Raw genomic sequence first — 26,127 nt, forward strand, 5'->3', positions numbered from 1 at the left:
ATTATTAAAACATCGTAGTGTTAGAGGCCACAGAAGCAGATAATACAGATAATATAATAATATAAATTAAAAGTAGTAAAACCTCTGTAATTTCAACAACAAATCCGTAAGTATCACCTGTAGTACCACCAAGTTGCTTAACAATATAATGGTTGAGTATACGATTGATAATATAGGTAATAATCATACTTACAATATTGATTTGAAAAATACCTAATGTAGCGTAAACCAATACACCTAATCCAACAACATAGCCTACATCAGCTACAGAAAAAATAGAATATACACCATATAAAAGGGTATATAAAATTACACCAATTAGTAATATTACAATAGGCATAAAGAAGGTTGAAAGTGTATTGTACGTAATAACATGCTTTGGTGCTAAATTAGCGAATGCAGCCCCCATCCCCTGCTCTCTTGCATAGGGATAGGATCGAATACTCAAAACAAGGGACCAACGACTCATTAATGGCATCATAATTAGTGCCATTGGAATAAATTCCGCTGTTGGAATCGCTGTTAATAATTGCCATTTTAAAAGCGTAACAAATACAAAAGCAACAACACCAAAAGATCCTATACGGCTATCTTTCATAATTTCTAACTTACGGTCCCTTTCACGTCCAGAAAATAAACCGTCACTGGTGTCCATTAGGCCATCAGCATGGAGACCACCTGTAATTAAGAATTCCGCTATCACAAGGATTAACATCAATGGTACTAACGGTATAAATGGTGATAATATACCATACAATAATGCTAAAATAAGGCCAATAATTAAGCCTACATAGGGAAAGGCTACAACGGATTTACCAAAATCTTCTACAGACCATTCTGTTTGATTAACGATTTTTAAACGTGTTAGAAACTGTAATGCTATGAAAAAAGGTGTCATTATACATTCATCCCATAAGTAATGGCTGTACTAATTATAATCATTAGTATAGTCGTAAAATACATCATATAAATTGTACGTGTAATGTGGTTACGATTTAATTTTTCAATGGGATCTCCCATGTATTCACGGAAGGTCATTTTTTTGAAATATTGGTTATAACCACCTAATCGAATATGTAAGGCTCCTGCAACTGGTGCTTCTGCATAACCGCCATTAGGACTTGGATGCTTATGGGCATCACGCAAGCCAATTTGTAGGGCTTTTTTTGCATCAAAGCGTAAAAAGAATGCAGAAATTATTAATAATATAAAGGTAATGCGTGCAGGAATCCAATTGAGCACGTCATCAAAGCGAGCTGCTACTCGACCAAAGTATAAATATTTTTGGTTCTTATACCCAAGCATAGAGTCCATAGTATTGGCAGTTCTATATAGAATTGCACCCATTGGACCGCCAAGGATAAAGAAGAATAAGGGAGCAATAATTCCATCCACTGTGTTTTCAGCAATGGTTTCTACCGTAGCTCGTGTAATTTCACTTTCATCTAATTCTTCTGTATCGCGACCTACAATCCAAGATAATCGCTTGCGTGCCTCTACAATATTATCTTGTTTAATTAATTGGCTAATAGTAAAGCCTGCACCAGCTAGTGAACGTGGAGATATAGCAATATATAAAATAATTACTTCAAGAGCATATTCTACCCATTCATCAATTACGCCACCAAGCCATAGTATTAAAGACACTATAATATATACAGAAACGAGGATTAAGCCAACCGCAATACCACCGTACCATAATTTTTTAGTATCGTTATCAGTATCTTTATAGAGAACTGCTTCAAAAAAAGATATGATGCGACCAATAATAGCTACAGGATGGTATTTACTATTAGGATCTCCAATGAGTAAATCTAATAAAAATGCTAAGACTGGTATACATACAAAGCTATACTTTGTAAACCAATGCAAGATTGTTAAATGTTCCATATATCTCCCCTATTACCCCAAGGTAGACATAATATAATCCATATCTAAGTGTTCCTCTACAATATCAGCTAATCGATTATAAGCTGCATTCTTGTGTTCGAAATAATGGAATACTACATCTAATGGTTCTAAACCCTTACGTTCACGTAACTGATTGATAATAAAGCGTCTAAATTCATCATTATCAAACACACCATGAATATATGTCCCCATTACTTGGTGATTACCATCGATAAAACCATCAACTACATTAACGGCTTCTTCACTGCGACTTGTAATGGTGAAACAACGGCGTACAGTATCTACTAATGGTGTAGTATCACCCATATGGATTTCATAGCCTACTAGTTTTTCACCTGTAAATGTACCATTTAAAAATTGAAGATTTGAAACATTGAATTCTACTTGATGTGTTGTTTTTTGATCCTTCATAGTCGTAGCAGAATCGACTAAACCAAGACCTTCAATTTCTTCAATATCTCCTTCCATATGATGCGGATCATAAATCGTTTTACCCAACATTTGATTGCCCCCACATACACCAATAACAGGTGTACCTTGGTCAGCAAGTTTTTTTATTTCATCGGCAAAACCAGAGTTACGAAGATATGTAAGATCTGCTAGTGTGTTTTTGGAACCCGGTAAAATGATTAAGTCCGGCTTGCCTATAACATCGCCAGGGCCGACGAATCGAACAGATACATCTGGTTCATAATTTAATGCATCAAAGTCAGTAAAGTTAGAAATTTTAGGTGTTTGCATAACCACTACTTGAATTTCTTTAGCTCCACTATTGCGTTTATTTTCCAGTGCAACAGAGTCTTCTTCATCAATATCAAGGTTTTCAATGGCAGGAATGACACCAACTACCTTTTTACCAGTTTTTTCTTCAATAAAAGTAAGAGCCGGTTCTAATAATTTAATATCACCACGGAATTTATTGATAACAATACCTTTAATAAGATCTCGTTCTTCTGGTTCGAGCAATTCTAATGTACCCACAATAGATGCAATAGCACCACCACGATCGATATCAGCGATGAGATATACAGGTGCTTTCGTCATCTTGGCAATGCGCATATTTACTATATCATTAGCCTTGAGATTCACTTCTGCAGGGCTACCTGCACCTTCAATAACCATCATATCAAAATTGGAATCTAAGAAATCGATAGATTCTTTTACCTTATCAAGAGCGGTTAAGGAATATTTTGTATGGTATTCTTTAGCACTATAAACGCCCACAGGTTTACCCATCAATACAACTTGAGAAGATTGATTGCCTGTAGGTTTTAATAACACAGGGTTCATTTGTACAATTGGATCTATGCCAGCAGCCTCAGCTTGCGCTACTTGAGCACGACCAATTTCATCGCCCCATTTTGTCACATAAGAATTGAGGGCCATATTTTGAGCTTTAAATGGAACAGTTTTAAAACCTCTTCTATAAAAGATACGGCATAATGCAGTACATAAAATACTTTTGCCTACATTGGAACTTGTTCCTTGGAACATAATTTTCTTAGCCATTTATATGAACCTCCTGGGATTTTAATTCAATGGTAACGCCACTAATCGTTAAGTATAATTTGTCAGCCTCAGTTGCTACTGTTCGATTGACGCGGCCTGCAATATCTCTAAAATATCTTGCTAGCTTATTATCTGGTACAATACCTAGACCAATTTCATTAGTTACAAATATAACTATTTTATCATCACTTACTTTGATTAGATTTAATAATGCTTCTAATTCTGAAAGTACCATATCTTCTAACCGATTTGCATCTTGTTGGCCTTGAATTGACCCATGAGCCATCATATGATTTGTTGTAAACATGGTTAAACAGTCTATGAGTATTACATCCGCTACACTGCTAATATGTTGCCACTCTTCGGCCAAATATAATGGTATTTCAAAATTCGTCCATATATTACCACGTCGCTCTTGATGTTTCTTTATACGATCAACCATTTCATCATCAAAAGCTTGTCCTGTTGCTACATAAGCTTTTCGACCTTCTGTAGCAAGGGCTAAACGTTCTGCAAATTCACTTTTTCCACTTCGTGCCCCACCGGAACACAATATAATTTGTGATTTCATAATGCACCTATACAAGAATTTATAATTTCAGTATCATTATAAGTATAACAAAGGAGCGATACTATGGAAATTATGAATATGAAACTAAAAATGATGGCTACTTTATGGGATAATACCTATCGTGTTGCCATTGACGATGGACAAGGTAAATATATTGGCACCGCACGTGTAGTAGTAAATGTTCCACTACCACCAGAAATGTTACCAGAAAATGCACCTCAAGTAGAACCACAGTTATTGGTTTTGGTAGAAGATTTTGATTTCGGAGCTGATAAAATTATAAACTTCGAAACAACACTTTCTGATCTATTGAGAGAAAAATTCCGTTATGAAATTCCTCATATTTTCTTCTACTATCCAAGTCCTCACGATGTTTTAAATCAAACAATTTCACAATAAGGTCTATAACGAGCAAAAAGCTATGTAAAATACATAGCTTTTTTTGTTTATTCAGCTCCAATTTCCTCTTCTACGCGACACATAATAAAGCAAAGGTCGGATAGACGGTTTAAATATTTTAAATTAGATTCGTGAACGCTTTCACCAGCATCTAATACACGCCATAAAGCACGTTCAGCACGTCGAGTAATCGTTCTCGCTACATGTAAATAAGCTGAAGATTGTTTTTCACCAGGAATCACAAAATTAGATAATGGTTCAAGCTTTTCGTCAAAGCGATCAATAACCTTTTCTAAATGTTTAACATGTTGCTCTGTAATGACTGGCGCCGCATTTAAACTAGCAATATCTGCCATTAAAGTCCATAAGTTGCGCTCAATATCATATAATTCAGTAGCAACTCGTGCATTTTCAGCATAGGAACGAGCCAAGCCTAAAAAAGCTTGTAATTCATCGATTGTACCATAAGCTTCTACGCGTAATGAGGATTTAGGTACTCGTTCACCGGTATATAAACCAGTTGTACCAGCATCGCCTGTTTTTGTGTAAACACTACTTGCCATATGTATTACCTCCTATAGAAATACATAAATGTAGAATGAAAAGCTATATGTTCTCAACCTTGAGATTATTTATATTCTGGGAACCAAAGATGAATTTCACGAGCAGCAGCCTCCGGAGAATCAGACGCATGTACTACGTTAGCATCCATTGTTAGGGCATAGTCACCACGAATACTACCAGGGGCAGCATCTACAGGATTTGTGGCACCGTTTAAAGCACGTACGGATACGATGGCATTATCTCCGGCCAATACGAAAGCAAGAACTGGACCAGATGTGATGAAATCAACTAATTCACCGAAGAATGGTTTTTCTTTGTGCTCAGCATAATGCTCTTCCGCTAGTTCACGAGGCACTTGTAAAAGTTTTAATGCTTTAATTACAAGACCTTTACGTTCATAACGGCTAAGAATTTCACCACTTAATTGACGCTTAACTGCATCTGGTTTGATTAAAACTAATGTTTCTTGCATGATATCCTCCTGTAGATATTAATTAAAATAATGCTTTCTCTTTATATTTAGGATTCATTGCTTGTTGTTTCAATTTTGCAATACGTTCCTCTGTACGAGGATGTGTACTAAAAAGATTGCTCAAGCTTTCACCAATACCAACCATAGGGTTGATGATAAACATATGGGCTGTTGCATTACTTGCATTTGGCAATGCACCATGTTTTGAATAGTAATCAATTTTTGCAAGGGCAGATGCCAACGCTAAAGGATTGCGGCACATCTCTCCGCCCCCCTCATCAGCTAAGAACTCACGAGCTCGAGAGATACTCATCTGAATAAGAGCTGCTGCGATAGGTGCAATAATAATTACACCTATAAGAGCTAAAGGATTAGAGCCTTCTCGATCATCAGAACGACCAAAAATTGCTGAGAATTGAAGTACATTTGCAATCATGGAAATTGCGCCTGCCATCATGGCAGCAATAGTACTAATCAATGTATCACGATTCTTAACATGAGTTAATTCATGTCCTAAAACACCTTCTAGCTCGTCATCTGTTAATAGTCGTTGAATACCTTCTGTAACAGCAACTGCTGCATGACTCGGATTTCTGCCTGTTGCAAATGCATTAGGTACATCACTTGGAATGATATAAACTTTTGGCATTGGTAACTTACCATTCTTAGCCAAACGTTCTACCATGCCATATAATTTAGGGTTAGATTGTGCAGTAACTTGTTGTGCATCATATTGTGCTAAAACGATTTTGTCGCTATACCAATAGGACATAAAATTCATGCCCATGGATATAACGAACATAATCATCATACCACTTCTACCACCAATCATATCACCTAAGACCACTAAAATGGCCGTCAAAGTCGCTAATAAAAGCGTTGTTTTAATATTGTTCATAGTTTCCTCCAATTATAGTTATGGACTATGCCTAACACTATAATTATACCACAAACTAGATAATTGACGCTCCTGTACTATCGGCTTCTAAGCAGTAGGTTTTATTTTCAATACCATTAGCTGTAAATACAGCGCCCATAGCATCTGCTACGGCTTGTACGTGGGTTTTATCTACATAGGCAATTAAAGTAGAACCTGATCCACTAATAGTTGCACCATATGCGCCAGCTGCTTTAGCAGCATCAAAGGCTGCATCACAATGTGGTATTAATGTTTTTCGATATGGTACATGCAAATTATCATCTAATGCAACAGATAAATTGCTTAATTGATGTGTAATCAAACTAGTTACAAATAAAGATGCATGGCTTACATTTTGCACAGCCTCTTTAAATGGTACATGATTAGGTAACACAGAACGAGCGTATTCTGTAGAAACCATAACCTCAGGTACGACTACGGCAAAATGCAATTCAGATGGAACAGAGATAACTGTATTTAATACCTTTGTTTTTAAGCCTGTAGCACAGCATAAATTACCGAAAATAGCAGGTGCTACATTATCTGGATGACCTTCCATACGGTTTGCAATGACTAATAATTCCTCTTTTGAAAGTGGATGTTTAACTAACGCGTTAGCCAATAATAAGCCACCTACAATTGCTGTACTACTACTACCGAGCCCACGAGATGGAGGAATTAAAGTTTCAGACGTAATATGTCCATATTGAATTGGTTCTTGCACAGTAGCAAAAACTTGATCCATTGCAAAGCCAATAAGATTTTTTTTAGGATCTTCAGCACGTAAAATGTCTGCGCCAAAACCTTTAAAAGTATAGGTGTATTCAGTAGCTTTTACATCAGGTGTAAAGCTAAAAATATTGTATAGATTGAGTGCCAAACCTAAGCAATCAAAACCAGGTCCACAATTAGCACTAGTGGCTGGTACTTGTACGCGAACAGTGTTCATAGTTTAAGCTTCCATAATACGAATTACACTATTAACAGACTTAACGGAACGCAAGCTGTTAAAGGAATCAATAAGATTTAAAATATAAGATCTAGGACATTTAGATGTTACAATCGCTAATACAGCCGTTTCTGGATCCATATTTCTTTGAACGATGGATAAAACAGAAATCTTTTGTTCTGCTAATTTGGCAGAAATTTTAGCTAATACACCTGTTTTATTATCTACTTCCAAACGTAAGTAATAGCTAGATTGAATCTTACCAGGAGCGTAAATATTCTTTTGGTCATAATAGAATGGTTTCAAACGACCTGTTTCGTTGTATGAAACATTTTTAGCCACTTCCATAATATCGGATACTACAGAGCTACCTGTAGGTAAGCTACCAGCACCACGACCGTATAGCATTACATCATCAATACCATTACCTTTTACATAAATCGCATTATAAGAACCGCGAACAGATGCTAAAGGATGTGTGGTAGGAATAAATGCTGGGTATACATTTAGAGATAAACCTTGACTAGTTTCTTTTGCAATACCTAATAGCTTGATGTTATAACCAAATTCTTTACCGAATTTAATATCTTCCGTATCAATACAAGTAATACCTTCTACGGATACATCTTCAAAGAAAATGCGACGATTGAAACTAATAGATGCAAGGATAGCAAGTTTACGTGCCGCATCTAGACCTTCAACGTCTGCTGTAGGATCGGCCTCAGCATAACCAAGATCTTGCGCTTCCTTTAGTACGTCTTGATAGCTTAAACCCTCTTCAGACATTTTAGTTAAAATAAAGTTTGTAGTACCATTCATAATACCGATGAGCTCAGTAATACGGTTGCCAGCTAAGGACTCATATAATGTACGGATAATTGGAATCCCACCTAATACAGATGCTTCAAAGCGTAAATCTACGCCGTTTTTGCTAGCTAAGTCTAATAGATATGGACCAGATTCTGCTAACAAATCTTTATTTGCAGTTACTACATTTTTTTTAGCCTTTAAAGCACCTTCTACACAATCTTTAGCAAAGGTTGTACCACCCATTAATTCCACAACCATTTGAATGGAATCATCTTTTAGTACTTCATCAATATCTGTTACATATTGAGCTGTTTCAGGCAATGTAATATCGCTATATTTATCAGGATTACGTACAAAGATTTTAGAAATTTCAACATTAACACCTGTGCGATTTCTAATTAACTCAGCATTATCTTGCAATAAATTAAATGTACCTTGTGCAACAGTACCAAAACCTAATAACGCAATTTTTATAGTGGTCATAATTGTCCTACTCTCTTAATTAGCCTATGCTTGGCCTAAAATTTCTACTTTAATAATGCCCTTCATAGAGCGAATATCTAATAATAAATCTTCTAATGAACCTTGTAAGTCTTTAGTTTCAAAGGAAATGCTGCTATTAGCTATACCTTGTAGTGGAATGTCTTGATTGATAGTCAGTATACTACCATTGCGTTCTGCAATTGCTTTTAACACACTAGATAACATACCTGATTCATTAGACATTGAAACATAAATGCTTACAATTTTACCTTGAGCAATTTCAAAAAATGGGAATACATAGTCTTTATACTTATAGTATGCAGAACGACTCAAATCCATCTTTTCCACTGCTTCGTTAATAGTTTTAACCTCACCTAGTTTCAAAATTTCTTTTACCTTAATCGTCTTTTTTATCGCTTCTGGTAAAATATCTTCTTGCACCAGATAAAACTTATCTTTTTTTGGTTTAGTCATAGAACACACACTCCCTTATTGTTCTGTTGAAGTTTCTTGGGCTACAAATTGACGCCCATATAATGTTAACACCGCATACATGCCGACAAAAAATGGCAAATACTCTGCCATAACACGCCATGCTACAGCAATAATACCAACCGTTCCATTAGGGACAAAGGTACTAAACAATACTACAAATAGTCCTTCTGCAATCCCTGTTCCCCCTGGTGTTGGTGCAAAATATAAAATAAGATTCAATAGAATCATTCGATCTAATATATTAATGATCGGAATATCTGGTGTAAAAGCATACATTAATGCTGGCGCAATACAGTATAAGCATAATAGACTCAACCCAGATTCAATAAATACAATTAACGATTGAATTGGTTGTTTATATAGTAATCCTAAACCTTGATTTAACGTTTCTAATTTAGAAAGCCAATCTTTCGTTTTATGTGCTTTAAACCGTTGCGCTAAGTTATATACAAATTGACGCATATATTTGGTTTGTAAGATATAAGTACCTACCAGTATTGCAATGACCGATAGTACTGCAAAAATTAATAGCATATCTCTTGAAATATATGGAATTTCAATAGCATCTCTTAAGAATACGAAGGGTAACATAATAACAAGGAACATAATAGAAAATACGGTACGTATTAACACAATAGGAGTCCCTCTAGATATTGGCACACCATAACTCCGTAATACTAATACTTGAGCAACAGCCCCTCCACTAGCACCTGGGGTTAACATAGCCATGAAATAATTACTAAAGATTACACGAAGTACAGCCTTTATAGATAGCTTATATCCTCCGATTTTTACGAGTCTTTGTAACCGTAAACCATCAAAATACATGCCTGCTATTAAGGCCACTAAAGCCAATAATAAAGAAATACTATTAAATGATGAAATTGTTTTTAATGCATCTAGATCAATAGTGTAGTAAATGATACCAATTGACACAGCCAATAGTAAGAGAAACATAAAAATGCCTCTCTTCATCATTTTACTCATATCAAGTCTCCATAATTAATTAGCTCAATATTATGTTGTCTAATATATAAATGCGTATGGTTTGAACATACAGCTTGTAATTCATCTTCCCAATGATAGCCCCATTTATATTGATTTCCAAGAAGCGTATTATTTAAACCTGGATGAATCATCAATTCATGAGTACCCGATTTTTTAGATACGGATTTTAATATACCCATTAACGTTTTTTGGTTAATGTGTCCCCCATTTACCATACCCCAAAAATATTGTGTGGAATACATGCCATTATCACGTATTGTAGGACGTGCTTTGGCAGCCACAGTGGATAACCCTACCTTACCTAACAATCGCACCGGAGAGTACATATAATTGACAAATAAAGAAGATTCATCTGGAATGCGTATAGCATTAATACCATACTGTTTAGCTTGCTCTATTACGATTGGTAGTACTGTCGGTAATACATGCATATGTTGATGACCGTCGATATGCGTTACATGTAAACCAGATTCCATAATACGTTCCATTTGAGCGTGAATTTCTTTGCGCAATTCACTATAGTTAATCTTTCCAGTATAAATTCGCTTCATAAAATCGATATATGTTTCTGGAAATACGCCTTCAGAGGTCAGCAGCGATGGAACTTCAGCTGGATTACATACTGGTTTAAGTCCACCTACTAAGGCAATATGAACACCAATGCCCAACTTAGGGTTATTTTTTGCCATACTTACAGCTTCTGTAAAAGCTTCGCCTCCCGCTAATAGAGAGGTGCTCGTAATGATACCTGTACGATGACCATCAATGATGGCAGCATTAACTGCACTATGAAGACCAAAATCGTCGGCATTTACTATTAATTTGGACATAGTTTTCTTCCTTTTCATTAAAAAAGGGGAGAACTTTGTTCTCCCACAAAGGATATATGTTATTGTACCAAATACAGAACTATAAAATCAATACAAAAGCCCTCTACTTGTATACTAGTAGAGGACTTTCGATATACTTATAAATTTTTCTCATAAATATGTAATGATAATCTAAGGCATTTTGATTAGCTCATCAATTGTTCTTGTGCCTTATACATACATAGAGCCGCTGCCACACTCACATTTAAGGATTCTATATCCCCATACATAGGAATCATGATACGGTGTTTACATAGATTCATAACCTCTGGTGTTACACCATTCCCTTCATTGCCTAAAATCAACATACTTCGTTTATCATAGGCCACCATATGGTATGGTTTTGAATTATCTAGGGCAGTTACATAGGTAGATATATTAGATTCTGCAATAAGATCATTAAGCATAGATAATGTAACATCTTCATAAACTGGTATTTTATGTAGAGCACTCATTGTACTACGTACCGTCTTATCATTAAAAGGATCTACAGTACCTTTCATCAAAAAAATACCTTTTACACCTGCTGCAACTGCAGTACGAATAATAGTGCCTAGGTTACCAGGATCTTGAACACCATCTAGTGTAATATATAAACCATCTTCAATAGAAACAGAATCAATATCATGTTTTGGCTTGGCTATTATGGCGACAACACCTTGACCATTTACAGTATTATCTACTTTATCAAATACAGGATCTTGAACAATATACGTAGGTACAGATTGAATAGACTCTAATGCTAATAAATCTAACACATTTTTATCTTGCGATTTAGATTCACGAATAACAATTGTTTTAACTGCCCCCATAGCTGCAATATCACGAATAGAGCGGATCCCTTCAACAATATATTGCCCACTTTTTTGACGATTCTTACGCTGACCTAATGAGATAATGTGCTTTATAGTTTTATTATCTTTCGATTGGATAAATTCCATACTAACACCCGCTTTGTTGATTACTCCAGAGATGATAAAAGGCACCTTTTGAATTGATAAGTTCTTCAAAAGATCCACTTTCTATTATTTTACCATATTCCATATACACTATTTTATTAGCATCCTGTACCGTAGAGAGTCGATGAGCAATGCTTACAATAGTTTTAGTACCACGGATATTTTCAATACTGGCTTGTATTTGTTTTTCTGTATGGCTATCAATATTCGCAGTTGCTTCATCTAATAAAAGAATAGGCGTATTTCTTATTAATGTACGTCCAAAAGCTAAGAGTTGCTTTTGTCCATCAGATAATAGTGAACCTAAGTATCCTACAGGTGTATTGTAACCTTCAGGTAATTGTTCAATCATGGCATCTAAATTTACTTGTTTAGCAGCTTTTACCATTTCATCATGACATATAGAGTTATCAAAAAGTGTAAGATTATCTTTAATGGAACCTTTAAATAGGTAAGCCTGTTGGAATACATAGCCCATTAAATGACGAAGTACAGAACTATCATATTTTGAAATATCAATACCATTAATGTAGATAGAACCCTTTGTAGGTTTATAGATACCCATTAGTAAGGACAATAATGTCGACTTACCACTACCAGATGGACCTACAATACCGGTAAAATCGCCAGCTTTAATATGTAAGGTGAAATCTTGTAATGCATAGACATCGTTATTTTCATAGGAAAACCAAACATGATCAAATTCAATTGATTCTACAGGAATCAGTTCCTTTGGAACTTCGTCAGCTATTTTTCTATCTTTTTCTTCTAGTAAAGGAACTAAACGTTCAGCACCTGCTAATGCACTTTGTAATGAATTATACTTATCAGCAATATCTTTTAATGGTTGGAAAAATCTATCCATATACTGAATAAAGGCAAAGACTGTACCTGCATCAGCAACTGAATCAATAAGATTTGTAGTAGTAAAAATAACGATTAATGCCACAAAGAATAGACCATCTACGAGAGGTCTAAAAATAGAAAACGTAGTAACTTCAAAAAGGCCAGCCTCTAAGAAACCTTTATTAACCGTATTATAACGTTCCTCGATTTCATTCTCACCGCCATAAGATTTAACAATGACTATGTAGTTTAATAGCTCTTTAATGCTTGCATTAGAAGCCGCTACAGAACGGCGAACTTGACGGAATGCTTTACGAGAAAACTTTTGGAATACCCATATGATTATGCCCATTATTGGTAATAAAATTGTCATGATAATCGCTAAAGGTACGTTAATAGCATACATAAATCCTAAAATACCGACAATCATTAGAACGCTACTCGCTAAATTCAGTAATACATCTGTATATAAGGTACGCAAAGACTCTACATCATTTGTGATACGAGTTACCCAATTACCAATGGGTAATTTATAAAACTCATCATGGGACTTATGAAGTATTTTTTGAAATATAATGGCACGTATATTATAAATAATTTTTTGTCCAAAGCTTTTCAAAAAATAATTTTCTACAAATATAAATAACACACTACCAATAATAGTAAGACCATATATTACTGCATAATATTCGATAACATTAATATCGTTATTAGTAAATCCGAGATCAATAACTTGCTTAGTTAAATAAGGTCTTAAAAGCAATAGTATTAAATTGCCTGCTAGTGCAATGGTGGCTAACAATAAAATACCCAAATAAGGCTTAATATACGCAGTTATGTAGGAGAACAAAGCCCAATCATTTTTAAAACTACGCTTTTTCATAATGGGCCCCTCCTTTCTGTGCTTCATATAATGTGTGATATAGGCCTTTTTTAGCTAATAATTCTTCATGAGTACCTTCTTCTACAATACGACCTTCATCAAAGACAATAATTTTATCAGCTTTTTCAATAACCTCTAATCGTTGTGAAATACATAATATAGTTTGTGTATTTGCCATATGTAATGTCTCTAAAATAGTATTTACTGTTACTGCATCTAAAGCTGAGAAACAATCATCTAATAATAAATATGGTGCATTTTTATAAAAGCCTCGAGCCATACTAATACGTTGCTTTTGACCACCAGATAAATCATGTCCTTCTTCTGCAAGAGTATGTAAGTCATTATCTAATAGATTACCTAAATCTCTATATAGGTCGGCTTTTTTAGCAGCCACCTCTACAGATTCATGCATAGGTAATTCTTTACCAAATTTAATATTATCTTCAATAGTAGTACTCAATAAGTAAGATTGAGTTGGTACATAAGCTATTGAATTTCGAAGCTTAGATAAAGGTATATCTGAAATATCTTGGTTCCCAAAATAAATAGCTTTAGCGGGGCTTTGTTGCAAACCAATGAGTAATTTAAAAAGCGTACTTTTACCAGAACCAGGTTTACCAACAATGCCTATAAAAGAGCCTTTACGAATAGTTGTAGATACTTGAGACAATGCATGACCTTTAGAATTTTCATAATTAAAATCTAAATATCGTATATTAATATCCTCAAGTGGTAATACTTCAGTTGAGTCATCAATTGACTCTATTGGTAGTCGTAAGAAATCGGTAATACGATCTAACGATGCCAAGCCTTTTTGTACAATCGAAATGAGTCCACCAAAGCCAATTAAAGGTCCTACGATTAGCATAATGAATGAGTTGATAGTTACAAATTCACCTATAGACATTTGACCATCTACAGCTAGGTGACCACATATAAAAATACTGATACTAATACAAATAAAAGGAGCAATTCTCGTTAACGGTGTTAGTACAGAATCTAATAAAGCTACATCCATATTTTTCTTATAGTTCAATTTATTTATTTTTTCAAAAGAGTCAGAAATAATACGTTCTCGATTAAAGGCTCTAATTACATCTATACCTTGGAATAATTCTTGCCCAAATTCTGTCATATCACTATAAGTAGCTTGAGCACTACGCTGTTTAGCACGTAATTTTCTGCCCAACACAAATATTGCAACAATGATGAAGAATACAGGTGTCATGATTTTAAAAGCTAATAGACCATCTATTTTTTGTATTAAAATAATCGATCCTACAATGGAATAAAATATAATATCCACCACGATCATTACACCTAAACCTAACGCTACACGAAGAGATGTAACATCATTTGTCATCAACGCCATCACTTTACCAGGTCCATTTGCCTCATAGTATGTTGTCTTTATTTGCAGTGCCTTTCTACACAAGATTTCACGAAAAAGATATTCCATACGACGGATGGATCCTAATAATGTACGACGTGAAATAACTTTCAAAATCGTTATTATAATAAATAATAAAATAAAATAAATAATATAATTGACTAAGCCCTCTTTATTGTGACTTAGTGTATCGATGGCATTACCAATTAATTGTGGAACAAATAAAAATGCTATATCAATAGCAATTAGCATAGTTAATCCGATGGCGTACACCCAGCCTTCTCGGCGAAAAAATTGCATAAATAACTCTATAGGTTTCATAAATCCTCTCAGTCAGGTTTCTATATTACAAGATTATCATTATTTAAATATACTCCTTATAGTATACACATTTTTTTTACATATCTTAATACACCTATACGTATATAATGTAGTAAAAAAAAACATTCACTCATTAATAGTAATCAATGATATAAATTTTATACTCCACAATAACACTATATCGAATTTTTTAGTTTACTTATGGTAATGTAAATGTTATACTATGCATAGATACAAAACGTATCCTTACATAAATTAGAATTGAAACTCTTAGGAGGAATACAACATGGAAAAACGTACTGGTGTAGTAACATTTGCAGGTGGCCCTATCACATTGGTTGGCCCAGAAATTAAAGTAGGTCAACAAGCTCCTGACTTCACAGTTTTAAGCAACGACTTGCAAGCTAAAACATTAAAAGATTTCGAAGGTAAAGTAAAAGTTATCTCCGTTGTTCCTTCCCTTGATACAGGCGTTTGTGACGCTCAAACTCGTTGGTTCAACCAAGATGCTACAGCACTTTCTGATGATGTTGTAGTATTGACAATCTCTATGGACTTACCTTTCGCTCAAAAACGTTGGTGTGGCGCTGCCGGCGTAGATAAAGTTATTACTTTGTCTGACCACAAAGACGCTTCCTTCGGCGAAAACTATGGCTTCTTGATCGAAGAACTTCGTCTTTTAACTCGTGGTGTAGTTGTAATCAACAAAGAAAACAAAGTAACTTATGTTGAATACGTTCCTGAAGTAACTCAAGCAGTTAACTTCGATGCTGCATTAGAAGCAATTAAAGCTGATATCTAATTCTTAGGTATTCTCTTGATTATACTGTAGTGTAATCGTAAAAAGACCGTACGTTGTACGGTCTTTTTTATGTGGTATAGTATTTAGATTTTTATTGTAGGTAAATTATAAATGTGGATTCGTATTTCTAAATTATTATTAACTATAAAAAATATAGCTCTTGTTGGCGTAGGCATTGCACTATGTATTGCTCTTATTAATACATTAATTAGCCTAGGATTTATTACGTGGGCAAATATCCAAGGCTATAGTACTTACTCTTTATTAATTGAAGAATTAATTACCTTCTTCTTATACTTTGAGTTTATTGCTCTCATCGTAAAATACTTTAAAAATAACTTCCACTTCCCTCTTGATTTCTTTTTATATATTGGTATTACAGCAATTGTAAGACTTCTTATTATTGATCATGAATCAGCATTTGATAATTTGATTTGGTCTGTTGCAATTCTTGTACTTGTATGTAGCTTAGTTTTAGTAGAGAAGTTCATTGGACATAATGAGTAATATCTTTAATAACTAAATTATAAAAAAGTTAATATAAATAAAAGGGCTCCTACATATGTAGGAGCCCTTTTTGAGCAATAAAATCAACCAATATTAAAAGATGTTTTTTGCATAGTTAGAATATTTAGCTTCTAATTCTTCCATTTTATCGTTCATTTCAATTTGCAATTGAGATGCTAAGTCATATTCACCAGCATTAAGTGCATCGATTAAACGAGTGAATAAAGATTTGCGATCATCGCTATCTTTAGCAAGATAGAAACGTAAGTCATTAACTTCTGCAAAACGTTTATCATCTACACTATTACGGCTATCAGTATGAATAGCTACCATCTTACGAACTGTATCAAGATTATCAGGAATTAAGCGGTGAGCCAATACAAGTTTCCAACGTTTCAAGATAGATGCGATGAAGGAATCCATCAAGTCTTTAGCGAATGCATTGCCTTGAGCTAATGTTTCAACTAATTCAGGATTATTATGGTAACCTTTAATATTTTCCCATACAGTGGCTGGTGCAACACCAAACATTTGATTACGTTCTTCTTGAGTGAAATCATCGAATACGTCTTTTTCTGTACGATATGCACGATTTGTAGCAAGGTAATCAGCAGATTCACCCACTTCTTTGGAAAGCTCTGCTTCTAATTGTGCTTGTGTTTTACCAGATGTAATAGCATATTTCATACCATCAAATGCAGAGATGAAGATCAATGCTAATGCAGTATATGTATTTGTGTAAGGGTTTGGAGAACGCAATTCATAACGTGTAGCCATAGGGTTGTCGATATCACGAATCAAACCACAAAGGATTGTACGGTTACGGCTTGGTTCGGAAGGATCAGTACCTAAAGATGTAACGATACATACAGGAGCTTCGAAGCCAGGTTTTAAACGATTTAAGGAGTCTGTTGTAGAACTGATAAATGGATTGATTGCTTCATAGTGTTTCAATAACCCCATGATAGCACCAATACCTAAGGAGCTAGCAGATTCTTTACGCATATCTTCTGGGCTGAACAAGTTTACAAGTTTACCAGATTTCAATTTAGCCATAACACCAAAGTGTGTATGTTCACCAGAACCAGCTACGCCAATAATAGGTTTTGCATTGAATGTTACATCAAGACCATTTTCACGGAACACTTCACGAACGATAATACGAGCTTGTAATTCATTATCTGCTGTTTGTAATGGGTTATTAGAGAATTTCCAGTCAATTTCTAATTGTTCTAAAACAACTGCTTCATGACCATCTTCATCAAGTTTAGCTTTAACGCCACCTACTTCTTTATGGCCCATTTCTGCAACCATACCGTATTGGTCTAAGCGTTCAACTGCTTGTTCTAAGGCAGTACGAACTGTACCATGAGTACGTTGCCAGTATTGTTCTTGTAATTTTTGAGATACGGACAATTCTTTTTTAGTAACAGTTCTAGATGGAGTTTTTACCCAGAATTCCAATTCTGTAGCAGATGTAAAGATAATATCTACAACGTCATCAGCTTTCACATGAGGCATACCAGGTAGACCATGTTCTTTGATTAAGGATAATAGTTCTGCACGAACATAATCACAGCTGTTTTTTAAGATAGAACGAGAGTCAACATAACGGTAGTTATGCATCAAGAATGCAGGAATACGAAGTGTACCAGTTGGTAAACCTGTTGCTTCATCGATATTTTCATAGTTATAATCAACAAACCAGTTTACACTTGGATCGCCCCACATATCTACACGTGCATTATTCAATGTTGCAATATTTGTAAGTACTACAGAAGAACCATCTGTTTGAACAGCACGACCTTCGAAGAATGCTTCATAATCATCAAAGAATGCAGCCATAGGGATTTTTTCATCTGTATCATTACCAGCTAAATCAATACCTACAAGAGATACGAATTTAATTTCTGGATGTTGTTCTAATAATGCAAGAACGCCTTCCTTACCATATTGACCAGCTGGAATATAATACAATAAATCTTTAGTATTTGTCATAATGGTTCCTCCTAAACATAAAAAGACTCCAACAAATAGATATATTTTTCTATATATCTAAAGTGGAGTCTTCGTTGACCAATTATTTTGTTGAAATCATAATATCATATAGTGAAAATACATGTCAATAACTTTCTATAGAATTTCATAATTTTCTTAACTATGGGGTTAAGAGTTCAATTTTGATGTATCGAAAATACTGACTATATGAAATGTTTACTTCTATATTTATAATTGATTATCCAAGTAATTCTTTAACGATATTATTAACTACTTTACCATCTGCACGGCCTTTAGTTTTTGGCATAACATGTTTCATAACATTACCCATGTTTACAGCATCGCCACAAGCTGCAATAGCTTCTTTTACAACAGTGCGGATTTCATCTTCACTCATTTGAGCTGGTAAATATTTTTGAAGCACAGCCATCTCTTCTTTTACATGAGAGATCAAATCTTCACGGCCAGCTTTTTCAAACTCAGTTAAAGAATCTTGACGAGTTTTCATTTCTTTTGCCAAAATACCAAGAATACCATTATCATCAAGTTCTACTTTATCATTGATTTCTGTATTTTTAATAGCACTATTAACCATGCGAATTACAGAAAGAGCGATTTTACCTTCTTCACGCGCTTTCATAGCCGCTTTCATATCTTCTTTTAATTGATCTTTTAAGCTCATAGTTCCTCCTATTTTATATATAAAGAAACCCTAATTCTGGATTTCATGAAGCCATGAAAAGGCAGAATTAGGGTAATCATCTTATGCTCTGAATTTGCGTTTTCTTGCTGCTTCAGATTTTTTCTTTCTTTTTACGCTTGGTTTTTCGTAGTGTTCGCGTTTTCTTACTTCAGACAAAACACCCGCTTTTTGGCAGGAGCGTTTGAATCGACGAAGAGCACTTTCAAGCGTTTCGTTTTTACCGACTTTGATTTCAGACATCTATATCCCTCCCTCCAAAAATAATCTCGGGAAGTGCTGATAATTTACATACGCACATATAATATTATATGTATAGGTATAGATGTTGTCAATATTTTCCGGTATATTTTATAGGAATTTTAATAAGTATTATAAAAAGAATACATTATACTCATTTTTAAGCTTCTGGCCAGCCCATTTCTTCGCCACCTAAAAGATGTGCATGCATATGGAATACAGTTTGACCTGCTTTTGCGCCAGTATTAAAAATCAAACGATAACCATCTTTGGAAATACCAAGTTCTTTTGCTACATCACGCACGAATGGCAATAAACCTTCTACATAGTCTTCATTTTTATCAGTAAGATGAGCAATGTTAGCTACGTGATTTTTTGGCACAATAAGAACATGTACTTTTTTTACTGGTTCAATATCATGAAATGCATAAAATTTATCGTTTTCTAATACTTTTTTAGATGGAATTTCACCATTGATAATTTTACAGAAAATGCAGTCACTCATACGATAACTCCTTATTCAATAATTAAATAATTATCTTCTAAACCTACAACAGTACCTTCGACGAGATCACCAATCTTATGTAATCCATCAGCCTTTACTTTACCATTTACATACTCATTTGTTAAGCCCATATAGTATCCATTCTCTTCCTTTTCGATGAGAATCTCCCCAGGCTTACCAATGCGAGATTTTGCGTATGCTTCATAGCCAGATTGACTAAGGCCATTTAACAGTGCTACACGAGTCTTTTTAACGGCTTCTGGTACTTGATCTGTCATAGTAGCTGCAGGTGTGCCCTCACGAATAGAGTATGGGAAGGCATGAATATGGGTAAATCCAATTTCGCGTACTGTATTTAAAGTTTCTTCAAAGTCTTCATCTGTTTCTTGAGGGAATCCTGCAATAATATCAGTTGTAATAGATAAATCTTTAATACGAGAGCGTAAACTAGCAATTAAGTCTTTATATTCTTGTAATGTATAATGGCGTTTCATCAACTTTAAAACGTGATCAGAACCGGCTTGTAGAGGTAAATGCAAGTGTGGACATACACGTTTATTAGTAGCCATTAATTCTACTAACTCATCAGAAACCTCTACTGATTCAATAGAGCCGAAACGAATACGGTATAAATCAGGTATTTCTAACAAGGCTTTTACTACATCAGCTAATGTAGGACGACCTGGCAATTCTACACCATAATTGCCCAAATGTATACCAGTTAATACAATTTCATGGAACCCATGTTCTACTAAGCGTTTTGCCTCTTGAACAATATCATCCACTTTACGAGATTTCAATTTACCTCGAGTATAAGGAATGATACAAAAGGCGCAATAGTTATTACAGCCTTCTTGAATTTTCATGAAAGCACGAGCTTTATCAGATTCATTGCCATATAATGGCATTTCCTCAAAATTGGATTCGTTCATGATATCGCGCACAGCATTAATTTGACGTTCTGTAGATTCTAATTGTTCTACTAATTCCACAATTTTAGAGCGATTATTTGTACCTATAACAAGGTTAACACCATCAATAGCAGCAATTGCATCGGGATCGAGTTGAGCATAACAACCTGTAACGATTACATAAGCATCTTCATTTTGACGCTTTGCTTTCCGAATCAATTGACGGGATTTCTTTTCCCCCATATTCGTAACAGAACATGTATTAATTACATATATATCAGCTTTTTCATCGAAGTCTACGGCTTCGTAATTATTTTGTAAAAATAAACCTTTCATAGCATCTGTGTCATACTGATTGACACGACAGCCTAAGGTTGTAAAAGCAACGGTTTTCATTGCACCTCTCTATTCTTATTTAATTTATAGTTCTAATTCATATTGAATCATTGCTAATGATCCAAGAGCGGCAGTTTCTGCTCTTAAAATAGTAGTACCAAGAGAAACCGATTTTCCACCACTCTCTATAATAGCATTGATTTCCTTCTCTTGATAGCCCCCCTCTGGACCAACACAGATTAGAATATCAGTTATAGTTTGATTAGTGTGTACTGATTGTAGTGCAGACTTAATAGTATGACCATCTTCATTTTCATAAGCTACTAATTTTAATGCGTCAGCTTCGATTGCTAATACTTGTGAAAGCGTTTCACCTACTACAAGTGTGGGTAGTTGATTGCGTCCACATTGTTGGGCTGCTTCTAGCATAATTTTTTCCCAACGACTGACTTTTGATTGTAATTTTTTATCATCATATTTAGCTACACAGTTAGCAGTAGATACAAGATAAATGGTATCTACATTTAACTCCGTCGCCTTTTGTAATACCCATTCTAACTTTTCACCTTTCAATAAGGATTGAACTAGAATAGTTCGATACGACGATACATCAGTCGCTACATATTCAATAAGTTTAGCTTGTGCTATACCATCAACTTCATCGGTAATCTGATAGATACCACAACGATTATCACTGCCCGTTACAGTAATGGGTTTTTCCATATTATGACGAAATACATGTAACACATGATGTGTCACATCTTTCGGTAATTCTATTCTTTCATCTAATGGTGTAGGGATAAATATTTTCTTCATAGCTTTTCTAACGCAAAGGTATGCCAAGGGCCCGCCACGCGTTCCTCTATAATATGCCAATATTCAGTGATATACGGCAAGATTTCATCATACCGATCATCAATAATACCACTAATAATTAAGATACCATTATCATCAAGTTTATTACCAATTTGAGGTAATAGTGTTTTAAGTGGATCCACTGTTAAGTTAGCTAAAATTAATTGGGCCGTACCATTGAAATCACTATCCAAATTACCACAAATAATCTCTGCAGATACATGATTATTCTCACAGTTAATGCGAGCTTGATTGGCAGCATATTCCTCAATATCGATCCCAACCAAATGCTTAATTCCTAAATGTGCTGCTACCAATAAGAGAATACCCGTTCCTGTACCAATATCTAAACAAGTAACTTGATTAAGATCCATGGATTCACTATAAGATTTCAATAGTTCGGCACATGTACGTGTTGTTTCATGAGAGCCAGTACCAAAGGAAATATCGGAATCGATTTCTATAATTGTTTTATTGTCGACGTTATCATATTCTTGCCAAGCAGGTTTAATAATTAAATTAGGTAGAATTTCTGTAGGTTCAATATATTGCTGCCAAGAATTAAGCCATGTAGATTCATCTAATATATTTGTATCAACAGATGTGACACTAATATTTGCTTCTGTAAGACGTTTTTCTAAGTCTGACTTAATTGTATTAGAGTTCAATGATGGATCTGCATACATAGTTAATTTAATTAAATTTGGTTGATTTTCTACATCTTCTTCTATAATTCCATTGTCTGCATAATCGTCAAAAAGAGTAGTCACCTCATCGGTGGCTACTCTTTCACAGACAATGGATACTTCTATCCACTGCATATATGCTCCTTTATAGGGAATGTGACGGAACAAACCATTCCTTCACATGAGCTGTTCATTTAGTCAAACGTTCCTTAATTTTTTCAAAAAGACTTTTGCTCACTTGTAAGTTATTTACATCTTCGTTACTTTCGTTTGCAAAGCGTAATAACAACTCACGTTGAGTATCTGTCAACTTCTTAGGAGTTTGGACAGTTACCACAATATGTTGGTCCCCTCGTTGTTTAGGGTTACGCAAATATGGAATACCTTTTCCCTTTACGCGGAATGCCGTTCCCGTTTGAGTACCTTCCGGAATCTTTAACTCTACTTTACCATCTAAGGTGTTAACTTGTATAGTCGCACCTAATGCAGCTTGAGCAAAGCTAATATTCACACGGCTAATAACGTCATTACCATTTCGTTCAAATTCCTTATGAGGACGAACAAAAATATATACATAAAGATCGCCTTTAGGGCCACCTAAGATACCTGGTTCACCTTCATTAGCAACGCGTAAGCGAGAACCACTATCTACACCTGCTGGAATTTTAATAGAAATCTTGCGTTTTGCAAGCATTTCACCTGTACCACGACATTTAGAACAAGGTTTTTCAATGCTTTTACCAGTACCATGACAGCGAGAACAAGTGCGAACGGATTGCATACGACCAAATGGAGTATTTTGAATAACCGCTTCTTGACCAGAACCATGACAGTTTGGACAAGTATCGACACGAGATCCTGGTTCACCACCAGTACCATGACAGTGATCACATTCTTCATGACGATGCACTTCTATTTCCATAGATTTACCAAAGGCTGCATCTTCAAAGGAAATATCAATATCTTCGCGCAAGTCATTACCTTTTTGAGGACCTTGTTGCTGGCGACCACCGCCAAACATGCCACCAAAAATATCGCCAAAGATATCACCAAAGCCTCCAGCTTGACCACCGAAACCGCCAAAGCCACCTTGGAAACCACCGGCGCCAGCACCGCCTCCTTGTTTGAAGGCGTCGTGGCCGAATTGGTCATATTGAGCTTTTTTAGTTTCATCAGACAATACTTCGTAAGCTTCGTTTGCTTCTTTAAATTTTGCTTCCGCTTCCTTTGGATTATCTTTATTTACATCTGGATGGTATTGGCGTGCCTTTTTACGGAAGGCCTTTTTGATTTCATCTTGAGAGGCATTTTTACTGACCCCCAAGATGTCATAATAATCACGTGCCATTAGTTACCAACCCTTCTTATTTCTTGTCGTCATCCACTACTGTGTAATCAGCATCAACTACATTGTCATCAGATTTTGTTTGTTGTTGACCTTGCTCTGCACCACCAGCTGCTTGTTGAGCTTGTTGTGCTGCTGCATACATTTGTTCAGCTAATTTATGTAATGGTTGTTCCAAAGCTTCACTGTCTTTTTTGATATCTTCGATGTTGCCAGCTTCGATAGATTTTTTCAATTTATCTTTTGCTTCTTCAACTTCTTTCAATAAAGCAGTATCGCCTTTACCATCAAGTTCTTTCAATGCTTTTTCAGCTTGGTAAACCAAGGAATCTGCATTGTTTTTAACATCTAATTCTTCTTTTCTAGCTTTATCTTCTGCTGCATGAGCTTCAGCTTCTTTAACCATGCGTTCGATTTCGTCTTCTTTCAAGCCGCTAGAAGAAGTAATTGTAATTTTTTGTTCTTTTTGAGTACCCAAATCTTTAGCTTTTACGTGTACGATACCATTAGCATCGATATCGAATGTAACTTCGATTTGAGGAACCCCACGAGGAGCTGCTGGGATACCATCCAAGTTGAATCGACCCAATGTTTTATTATCTGCTGCGAACTCACGTTCACCTTGCAATACATGGATATCTACAGATGGTTGGTTATCTGCTGCAGTAGAGAATACTTGAGATTTAGATGTAGGAATTGTAGTGTTACGATCGATAATACGTGTGAATACACCACCCATTGTTTCAATACCAAGAGACAATGGAGTTACATCAAGTAACAATACGTCTTTTACTTCACCTACTAATACACCACCTTGAATAGCAGCACCAATAGCTACACATTCATCAGGGTTAACGTTTTTAGTTGGTTCTTTACCCAATACTTTTTTAATAGCTTCTTGTACAGCTGGAATACGGCTAGAACCACCAACTAACAATACTTTATCGATATCGGATGCAGATAAACCAGCATCGTTCATAGCTTTACGAGTAGGTTCGATTGTAGCTTGTACCAAATCAGCAGTCAATTCTTCGAATTTAGCACGAGTCAATGTTACATCCAAATGTTTAGGACCAGTAGCATCAGCTGTGATGAATGGCAAGTTGATATTTGTGCTAGCTACGCCAGACAATTCAATTTTAGCTTTTTCAGCAGCTTCTTTTAAACGTTGATCAGCTAATTTATCATTGGATAAATCGATACCAGTTTCTTTTTTGAATTCTTCAATAAGGTAGTTCATGATGCGTTGGTCGAAGTCATCGCCACCAAGATGGTTATTACCAGATGTTGCCAATACTTCGAATACGCCATCACCAAGTTCAAGGATAGATACGTCGAATGTACCACCACCAAGGTCAAATACAAGAACTTTACCGTCTTCATCTTTATCTACACCATATGCAAGAGCAGCTGCTGTAGGTTCGTTGATGATACGAAGTACTTCAAGACCTGCAATCGCACCAGCGTCTTTTGTAGCTTGACGTTGAGCATCTGTAAAGTATGCAGGAACTGTGATAACTGCTTGTTTAACAGGTTCGCCTAAATATGCTTCTGCATCAGCTTTGATTTTTTGAAGAATCATTGCAGAAATTTCTTGAGGAGTATAAGACTTACCTTCTACAGTTACTTTGTAGTCTGTACCCATGTGACGTTTAATAGAAATGATTGTGTTTTCAGGGTTAGATACAGCTTGACGTTTAGCCAATTGACCAACTAAACGTTCGCCATTCTTTGCAAAACCAACAACGGAAGGAGTTGTACGAGCGCCTTCTTGGTTAGTAATAACTGTAGGTTCGCCACCTTCCATAACCGCAACACAAGAGTTTGTAGTACCTAAATCAATACCAATTACCTTTGCCATAATATATGCCTCCTAAAACC

At 35.3% G+C, this 26,127-nt stretch carries 27 protein-coding genes; 3 read left to right on the forward strand and 24 right to left on the reverse strand.

The annotated features are described in order from the left end of the window. Nucleotides 1-4 precede the first annotated feature (4 nt). Genes cobS through cobU form a run of 4 tightly spaced genes read right to left on the reverse strand, consistent with a single transcriptional unit; the run spans nt 5 to nt 3,991 of the window. The gene (gene cobS, locus ACWTVK_RS02370; RefSeq protein ID WP_456045824.1) at nt 5-898 is read right to left on the reverse strand and encodes an adenosylcobinamide-GDP ribazoletransferase; all 894 of its coding nucleotides are present in this window, start codon (nt 896-898) and stop codon (nt 5-7) included. After that, on the reverse strand, nt 898-1,890 hold the full coding sequence (gene cbiB / locus ACWTVK_RS02375; protein WP_105094364.1) for an adenosylcobinamide-phosphate synthase CbiB: 993 nt from the start codon (nt 1,888-1,890) through the stop codon (nt 898-900). Before cbiB ends, cobS begins: the two co-directional genes overlap by 1 nt. Nucleotides 1,891-1,902: 12 nt before the next feature. Further along, nucleotides 1,903-3,420, reverse strand: coding sequence for a cobyric acid synthase (locus ACWTVK_RS02380; protein WP_303939962.1), 1,518 nt, complete (start codon nt 3,418-3,420; stop codon nt 1,903-1,905). Then, nucleotides 3,413-3,991, reverse strand: coding sequence for a bifunctional adenosylcobinamide kinase/adenosylcobinamide-phosphate guanylyltransferase (cobU, locus tag ACWTVK_RS02385; protein WP_295215423.1), 579 nt, complete (start codon nt 3,989-3,991; stop codon nt 3,413-3,415). The genes ACWTVK_RS02380 and cobU overlap by 8 nt, the downstream gene beginning before the upstream one ends. A 63-nt stretch (nt 3,992-4,054) precedes the next feature. Here cobU and ACWTVK_RS02390 point away from each other — a divergent pair, with 63 nt between their 5' ends. Continuing rightward, the gene (locus ACWTVK_RS02390) at nt 4,055-4,390 is read left to right on the forward strand and encodes a hypothetical protein (RefSeq protein ID WP_105085603.1); all 336 of its coding nucleotides are present in this window, start codon (nt 4,055-4,057) and stop codon (nt 4,388-4,390) included. Nucleotides 4,391-4,437: 47 nt separating this feature from the next. On the opposite strand, the gene ACWTVK_RS02395 is transcribed toward ACWTVK_RS02390, so the two are convergent. The 11 genes from ACWTVK_RS02395 to ACWTVK_RS02445 form a co-directional block, all read right to left on the reverse strand. After that, complete coding sequence (locus tag ACWTVK_RS02395; protein WP_156719116.1) at nt 4,438-4,953, reverse strand: cob(I)yrinic acid a,c-diamide adenosyltransferase; 516 nt, start codon at nt 4,951-4,953, stop codon at nt 4,438-4,440. A gap of 65 nt (nt 4,954-5,018) precedes the next feature. Then, nucleotides 5,019-5,426, reverse strand: a complete 408-nt coding sequence (ndk, locus tag ACWTVK_RS02400; RefSeq protein ID WP_005386668.1) for a nucleoside-diphosphate kinase — start codon at nt 5,424-5,426, stop codon at nt 5,019-5,021. Between the two features lie 22 nt (nt 5,427-5,448). Continuing rightward, entirely contained in the window at nt 5,449-6,324 is an 876-nt protein-coding gene (gene htpX / locus ACWTVK_RS02405; RefSeq protein WP_456045825.1) for a zinc metalloprotease HtpX, read from the reverse strand. 55 nt (nt 6,325-6,379) lie between these two features. Continuing rightward, nucleotides 6,380-7,294 (reverse strand): homoserine kinase, encoded by a 915-nt coding sequence (thrB, locus tag ACWTVK_RS02410; RefSeq protein ID WP_456045826.1) that lies wholly within the window; start codon nt 7,292-7,294, stop codon nt 6,380-6,382. Nucleotides 7,295-7,297: 3 nt separating this feature from the next. Continuing rightward, nucleotides 7,298-8,587 (reverse strand): homoserine dehydrogenase, encoded by a 1,290-nt coding sequence (locus ACWTVK_RS02415; protein WP_105089177.1) that lies wholly within the window; start codon nt 8,585-8,587, stop codon nt 7,298-7,300. 24 nt (nt 8,588-8,611) lie between these two features. Then, a complete protein-coding gene (locus ACWTVK_RS02420) occupies nt 8,612-9,061 on the reverse strand; it encodes an ACT domain-containing protein (RefSeq protein WP_005386672.1) in 450 nt (149 codons plus the stop codon). Between the two features lie 15 nt (nt 9,062-9,076). Further along, nucleotides 9,077-10,069, reverse strand: a complete 993-nt coding sequence (locus ACWTVK_RS02425; RefSeq protein WP_456045827.1) for a lysylphosphatidylglycerol synthase transmembrane domain-containing protein — start codon at nt 10,067-10,069, stop codon at nt 9,077-9,079. Continuing rightward, nucleotides 10,066-10,920: a ChbG/HpnK family deacetylase gene (locus ACWTVK_RS02430; protein ID WP_456045828.1), complete on the reverse strand. Its 855-nt coding sequence runs from the start codon at nt 10,918-10,920 to the stop codon at nt 10,066-10,068. Before ACWTVK_RS02430 ends, ACWTVK_RS02425 begins: the two co-directional genes overlap by 4 nt. 185 nt (nt 10,921-11,105) lie before the next feature. Next, nucleotides 11,106-11,900: a TrmH family RNA methyltransferase gene (locus ACWTVK_RS02435; protein ID WP_456045829.1), complete on the reverse strand. Its 795-nt coding sequence runs from the start codon at nt 11,898-11,900 to the stop codon at nt 11,106-11,108. A 1-nt stretch (nt 11,901) separates the two neighbouring features. Continuing rightward, nucleotides 11,902-13,647, reverse strand: a complete 1,746-nt coding sequence (locus ACWTVK_RS02440) for an ABC transporter ATP-binding protein (protein ID WP_456045830.1) — start codon at nt 13,645-13,647, stop codon at nt 11,902-11,904. Further along, nucleotides 13,634-15,361: an ABC transporter ATP-binding protein gene (locus ACWTVK_RS02445; RefSeq protein ID WP_456045831.1), complete on the reverse strand. Its 1,728-nt coding sequence runs from the start codon at nt 15,359-15,361 to the stop codon at nt 13,634-13,636. Before ACWTVK_RS02445 ends, ACWTVK_RS02440 begins: the two co-directional genes overlap by 14 nt. Nucleotides 15,362-15,647: 286 nt before the next feature. On the opposite strand from ACWTVK_RS02445, the gene tpx reads away from it, so the two are divergent. Both tpx and ACWTVK_RS02455 read left to right on the forward strand, forming a co-directional pair. Continuing rightward, nucleotides 15,648-16,163, forward strand: a complete 516-nt coding sequence (tpx, locus tag ACWTVK_RS02450) for a thiol peroxidase (protein WP_287499895.1) — start codon at nt 15,648-15,650, stop codon at nt 16,161-16,163. A gap of 111 nt (nt 16,164-16,274) precedes the next feature. Further along, nucleotides 16,275-16,670 (forward strand): phosphate-starvation-inducible protein PsiE, encoded by a 396-nt coding sequence (locus ACWTVK_RS02455; RefSeq protein ID WP_105089170.1) that lies wholly within the window; start codon nt 16,275-16,277, stop codon nt 16,668-16,670. A gap of 93 nt (nt 16,671-16,763) precedes the next feature. On the opposite strand, the gene ACWTVK_RS02460 is transcribed toward ACWTVK_RS02455, so the two are convergent. The 9 genes from ACWTVK_RS02460 to dnaK all read right to left on the reverse strand — a co-directional run bounded on the left by ACWTVK_RS02460 (nt 16,764) and on the right by dnaK (nt 26,107). Next, nucleotides 16,764-18,668: a type I glutamate--ammonia ligase gene (locus ACWTVK_RS02460; RefSeq protein ID WP_303938952.1), complete on the reverse strand. Its 1,905-nt coding sequence runs from the start codon at nt 18,666-18,668 to the stop codon at nt 16,764-16,766. Nucleotides 18,669-18,906: 238 nt separating this feature from the next. Next, nucleotides 18,907-19,350, reverse strand: a complete 444-nt coding sequence (locus ACWTVK_RS02465; protein ID WP_456045832.1) for a GatB/YqeY domain-containing protein — start codon at nt 19,348-19,350, stop codon at nt 18,907-18,909. A gap of 81 nt (nt 19,351-19,431) precedes the next feature. Beyond that, on the reverse strand, nt 19,432-19,611 hold the full coding sequence (rpsU, locus tag ACWTVK_RS02470; protein WP_004695751.1) for a 30S ribosomal protein S21: 180 nt from the start codon (nt 19,609-19,611) through the stop codon (nt 19,432-19,434). A gap of 157 nt (nt 19,612-19,768) precedes the next feature. After that, entirely contained in the window at nt 19,769-20,113 is a 345-nt protein-coding gene (locus ACWTVK_RS02475; RefSeq protein WP_105089168.1) for a histidine triad nucleotide-binding protein, read from the reverse strand. An 11-nt stretch (nt 20,114-20,124) separates the two neighbouring features. Next, entirely contained in the window at nt 20,125-21,420 is a 1,296-nt protein-coding gene (gene mtaB / locus ACWTVK_RS02480; RefSeq protein ID WP_456045833.1) for a tRNA (N(6)-L-threonylcarbamoyladenosine(37)-C(2))-methylthiotransferase MtaB, read from the reverse strand. Between the two features lie 24 nt (nt 21,421-21,444). Further along, nucleotides 21,445-22,176, reverse strand: a complete 732-nt coding sequence (locus ACWTVK_RS02485; RefSeq protein WP_456045834.1) for an RsmE family RNA methyltransferase — start codon at nt 22,174-22,176, stop codon at nt 21,445-21,447. Next, entirely contained in the window at nt 22,173-23,036 is an 864-nt protein-coding gene (locus ACWTVK_RS02490) for a 50S ribosomal protein L11 methyltransferase (RefSeq protein ID WP_456045835.1), read from the reverse strand. The genes ACWTVK_RS02485 and ACWTVK_RS02490 overlap by 4 nt, the downstream gene beginning before the upstream one ends. A 55-nt stretch (nt 23,037-23,091) precedes the next feature. After that, nucleotides 23,092-24,249: a molecular chaperone DnaJ gene (dnaJ, locus tag ACWTVK_RS02495; RefSeq protein WP_456045836.1), complete on the reverse strand. Its 1,158-nt coding sequence runs from the start codon at nt 24,247-24,249 to the stop codon at nt 23,092-23,094. A 16-nt stretch (nt 24,250-24,265) separates the two neighbouring features. Beyond that, on the reverse strand, nt 24,266-26,107 hold the full coding sequence (gene dnaK / locus ACWTVK_RS02500) for a molecular chaperone DnaK (RefSeq protein ID WP_119207150.1): 1,842 nt from the start codon (nt 26,105-26,107) through the stop codon (nt 24,266-24,268). Nucleotides 26,108-26,127 lie beyond the last annotated feature (20 nt).

It is taken from the genome of Veillonella sp. Ser01, from assembly GCF_053850375.1.

What these genes read in the sequence shown, in the direction of transcription:
- ACWTVK_RS02490 (WP_456045835.1), bottom strand. Translation starts at nt 23,036, where the DNA reads ATGCAGTGGATAGAAGTATCCATTGTCTGTGAAAGAGTAGCCACCGAT.
- ACWTVK_RS02465 (WP_456045832.1), bottom strand. Translation starts at nt 19,350, where the DNA reads ATGAGCTTAAAAGATCAATTAAAAGAAGATATGAAAGCGGCTATGAAA.
- ACWTVK_RS02380 (WP_303939962.1), bottom strand. Translation starts at nt 3,420, where the DNA reads ATGGCTAAGAAAATTATGTTCCAAGGAACAAGTTCCAATGTAGGCAAA.
- rpsU (WP_004695751.1), bottom strand. Translation starts at nt 19,611, where the DNA reads ATGTCTGAAATCAAAGTCGGTAAAAACGAAACGCTTGAAAGTGCTCTT.
- ACWTVK_RS02460 (WP_303938952.1), bottom strand. Translation starts at nt 18,668, where the DNA reads ATGACAAATACTAAAGATTTATTGTATTATATTCCAGCTGGTCAATAT.
- ACWTVK_RS02425 (WP_456045827.1), bottom strand. Translation starts at nt 10,069, where the DNA reads ATGAGTAAAATGATGAAGAGAGGCATTTTTATGTTTCTCTTACTATTG.
- mtaB (WP_456045833.1), bottom strand. Translation starts at nt 21,420, where the DNA reads ATGAAAACCGTTGCTTTTACAACCTTAGGCTGTCGTGTCAATCAGTAT.
- cobU (WP_295215423.1), bottom strand. Translation starts at nt 3,991, where the DNA reads ATGAAATCACAAATTATATTGTGTTCCGGTGGGGCACGAAGTGGAAAA.
- ACWTVK_RS02415 (WP_105089177.1), bottom strand. Translation starts at nt 8,587, where the DNA reads ATGACCACTATAAAAATTGCGTTATTAGGTTTTGGTACTGTTGCACAA.
- ACWTVK_RS02435 (WP_456045829.1), bottom strand. Translation starts at nt 11,900, where the DNA reads ATGGAATTTATCCAATCGAAAGATAATAAAACTATAAAGCACATTATC.
- ACWTVK_RS02420 (WP_005386672.1), bottom strand. Translation starts at nt 9,061, where the DNA reads ATGACTAAACCAAAAAAAGATAAGTTTTATCTGGTGCAAGAAGATATT.
- ACWTVK_RS02445 (WP_456045831.1), bottom strand. Translation starts at nt 15,361, where the DNA reads ATGAAACCTATAGAGTTATTTATGCAATTTTTTCGCCGAGAAGGCTGG.
- ACWTVK_RS02485 (WP_456045834.1), bottom strand. Translation starts at nt 22,176, where the DNA reads ATGAAGAAAATATTTATCCCTACACCATTAGATGAAAGAATAGAATTA.
- cobS (WP_456045824.1), bottom strand. Translation starts at nt 898, where the DNA reads ATGACACCTTTTTTCATAGCATTACAGTTTCTAACACGTTTAAAAATC.
- dnaK (WP_119207150.1), bottom strand. Translation starts at nt 26,107, where the DNA reads ATGGCAAAGGTAATTGGTATTGATTTAGGTACTACAAACTCTTGTGTT.
- ndk (WP_005386668.1), bottom strand. Translation starts at nt 5,426, where the DNA reads ATGCAAGAAACATTAGTTTTAATCAAACCAGATGCAGTTAAGCGTCAA.
- tpx (WP_287499895.1), top strand. Translation starts at nt 15,648, where the DNA reads ATGGAAAAACGTACTGGTGTAGTAACATTTGCAGGTGGCCCTATCACA.
- ACWTVK_RS02430 (WP_456045828.1), bottom strand. Translation starts at nt 10,920, where the DNA reads ATGTCCAAATTAATAGTAAATGCCGACGATTTTGGTCTTCATAGTGCA.
- ACWTVK_RS02475 (WP_105089168.1), bottom strand. Translation starts at nt 20,113, where the DNA reads ATGAGTGACTGCATTTTCTGTAAAATTATCAATGGTGAAATTCCATCT.
- ACWTVK_RS02440 (WP_456045830.1), bottom strand. Translation starts at nt 13,647, where the DNA reads ATGAAAAAGCGTAGTTTTAAAAATGATTGGGCTTTGTTCTCCTACATA.
- htpX (WP_456045825.1), bottom strand. Translation starts at nt 6,324, where the DNA reads ATGAACAATATTAAAACAACGCTTTTATTAGCGACTTTGACGGCCATT.
- ACWTVK_RS02455 (WP_105089170.1), top strand. Translation starts at nt 16,275, where the DNA reads ATGTGGATTCGTATTTCTAAATTATTATTAACTATAAAAAATATAGCT.
- cbiB (WP_105094364.1), bottom strand. Translation starts at nt 1,890, where the DNA reads ATGGAACATTTAACAATCTTGCATTGGTTTACAAAGTATAGCTTTGTA.
- ACWTVK_RS02390 (WP_105085603.1), top strand. Translation starts at nt 4,055, where the DNA reads ATGGAAATTATGAATATGAAACTAAAAATGATGGCTACTTTATGGGAT.
- dnaJ (WP_456045836.1), bottom strand. Translation starts at nt 24,249, where the DNA reads ATGGCACGTGATTATTATGACATCTTGGGGGTCAGTAAAAATGCCTCT.
- thrB (WP_456045826.1), bottom strand. Translation starts at nt 7,294, where the DNA reads ATGAACACTGTTCGCGTACAAGTACCAGCCACTAGTGCTAATTGTGGA.
- ACWTVK_RS02395 (WP_156719116.1), bottom strand. Translation starts at nt 4,953, where the DNA reads ATGGCAAGTAGTGTTTACACAAAAACAGGCGATGCTGGTACAACTGGT.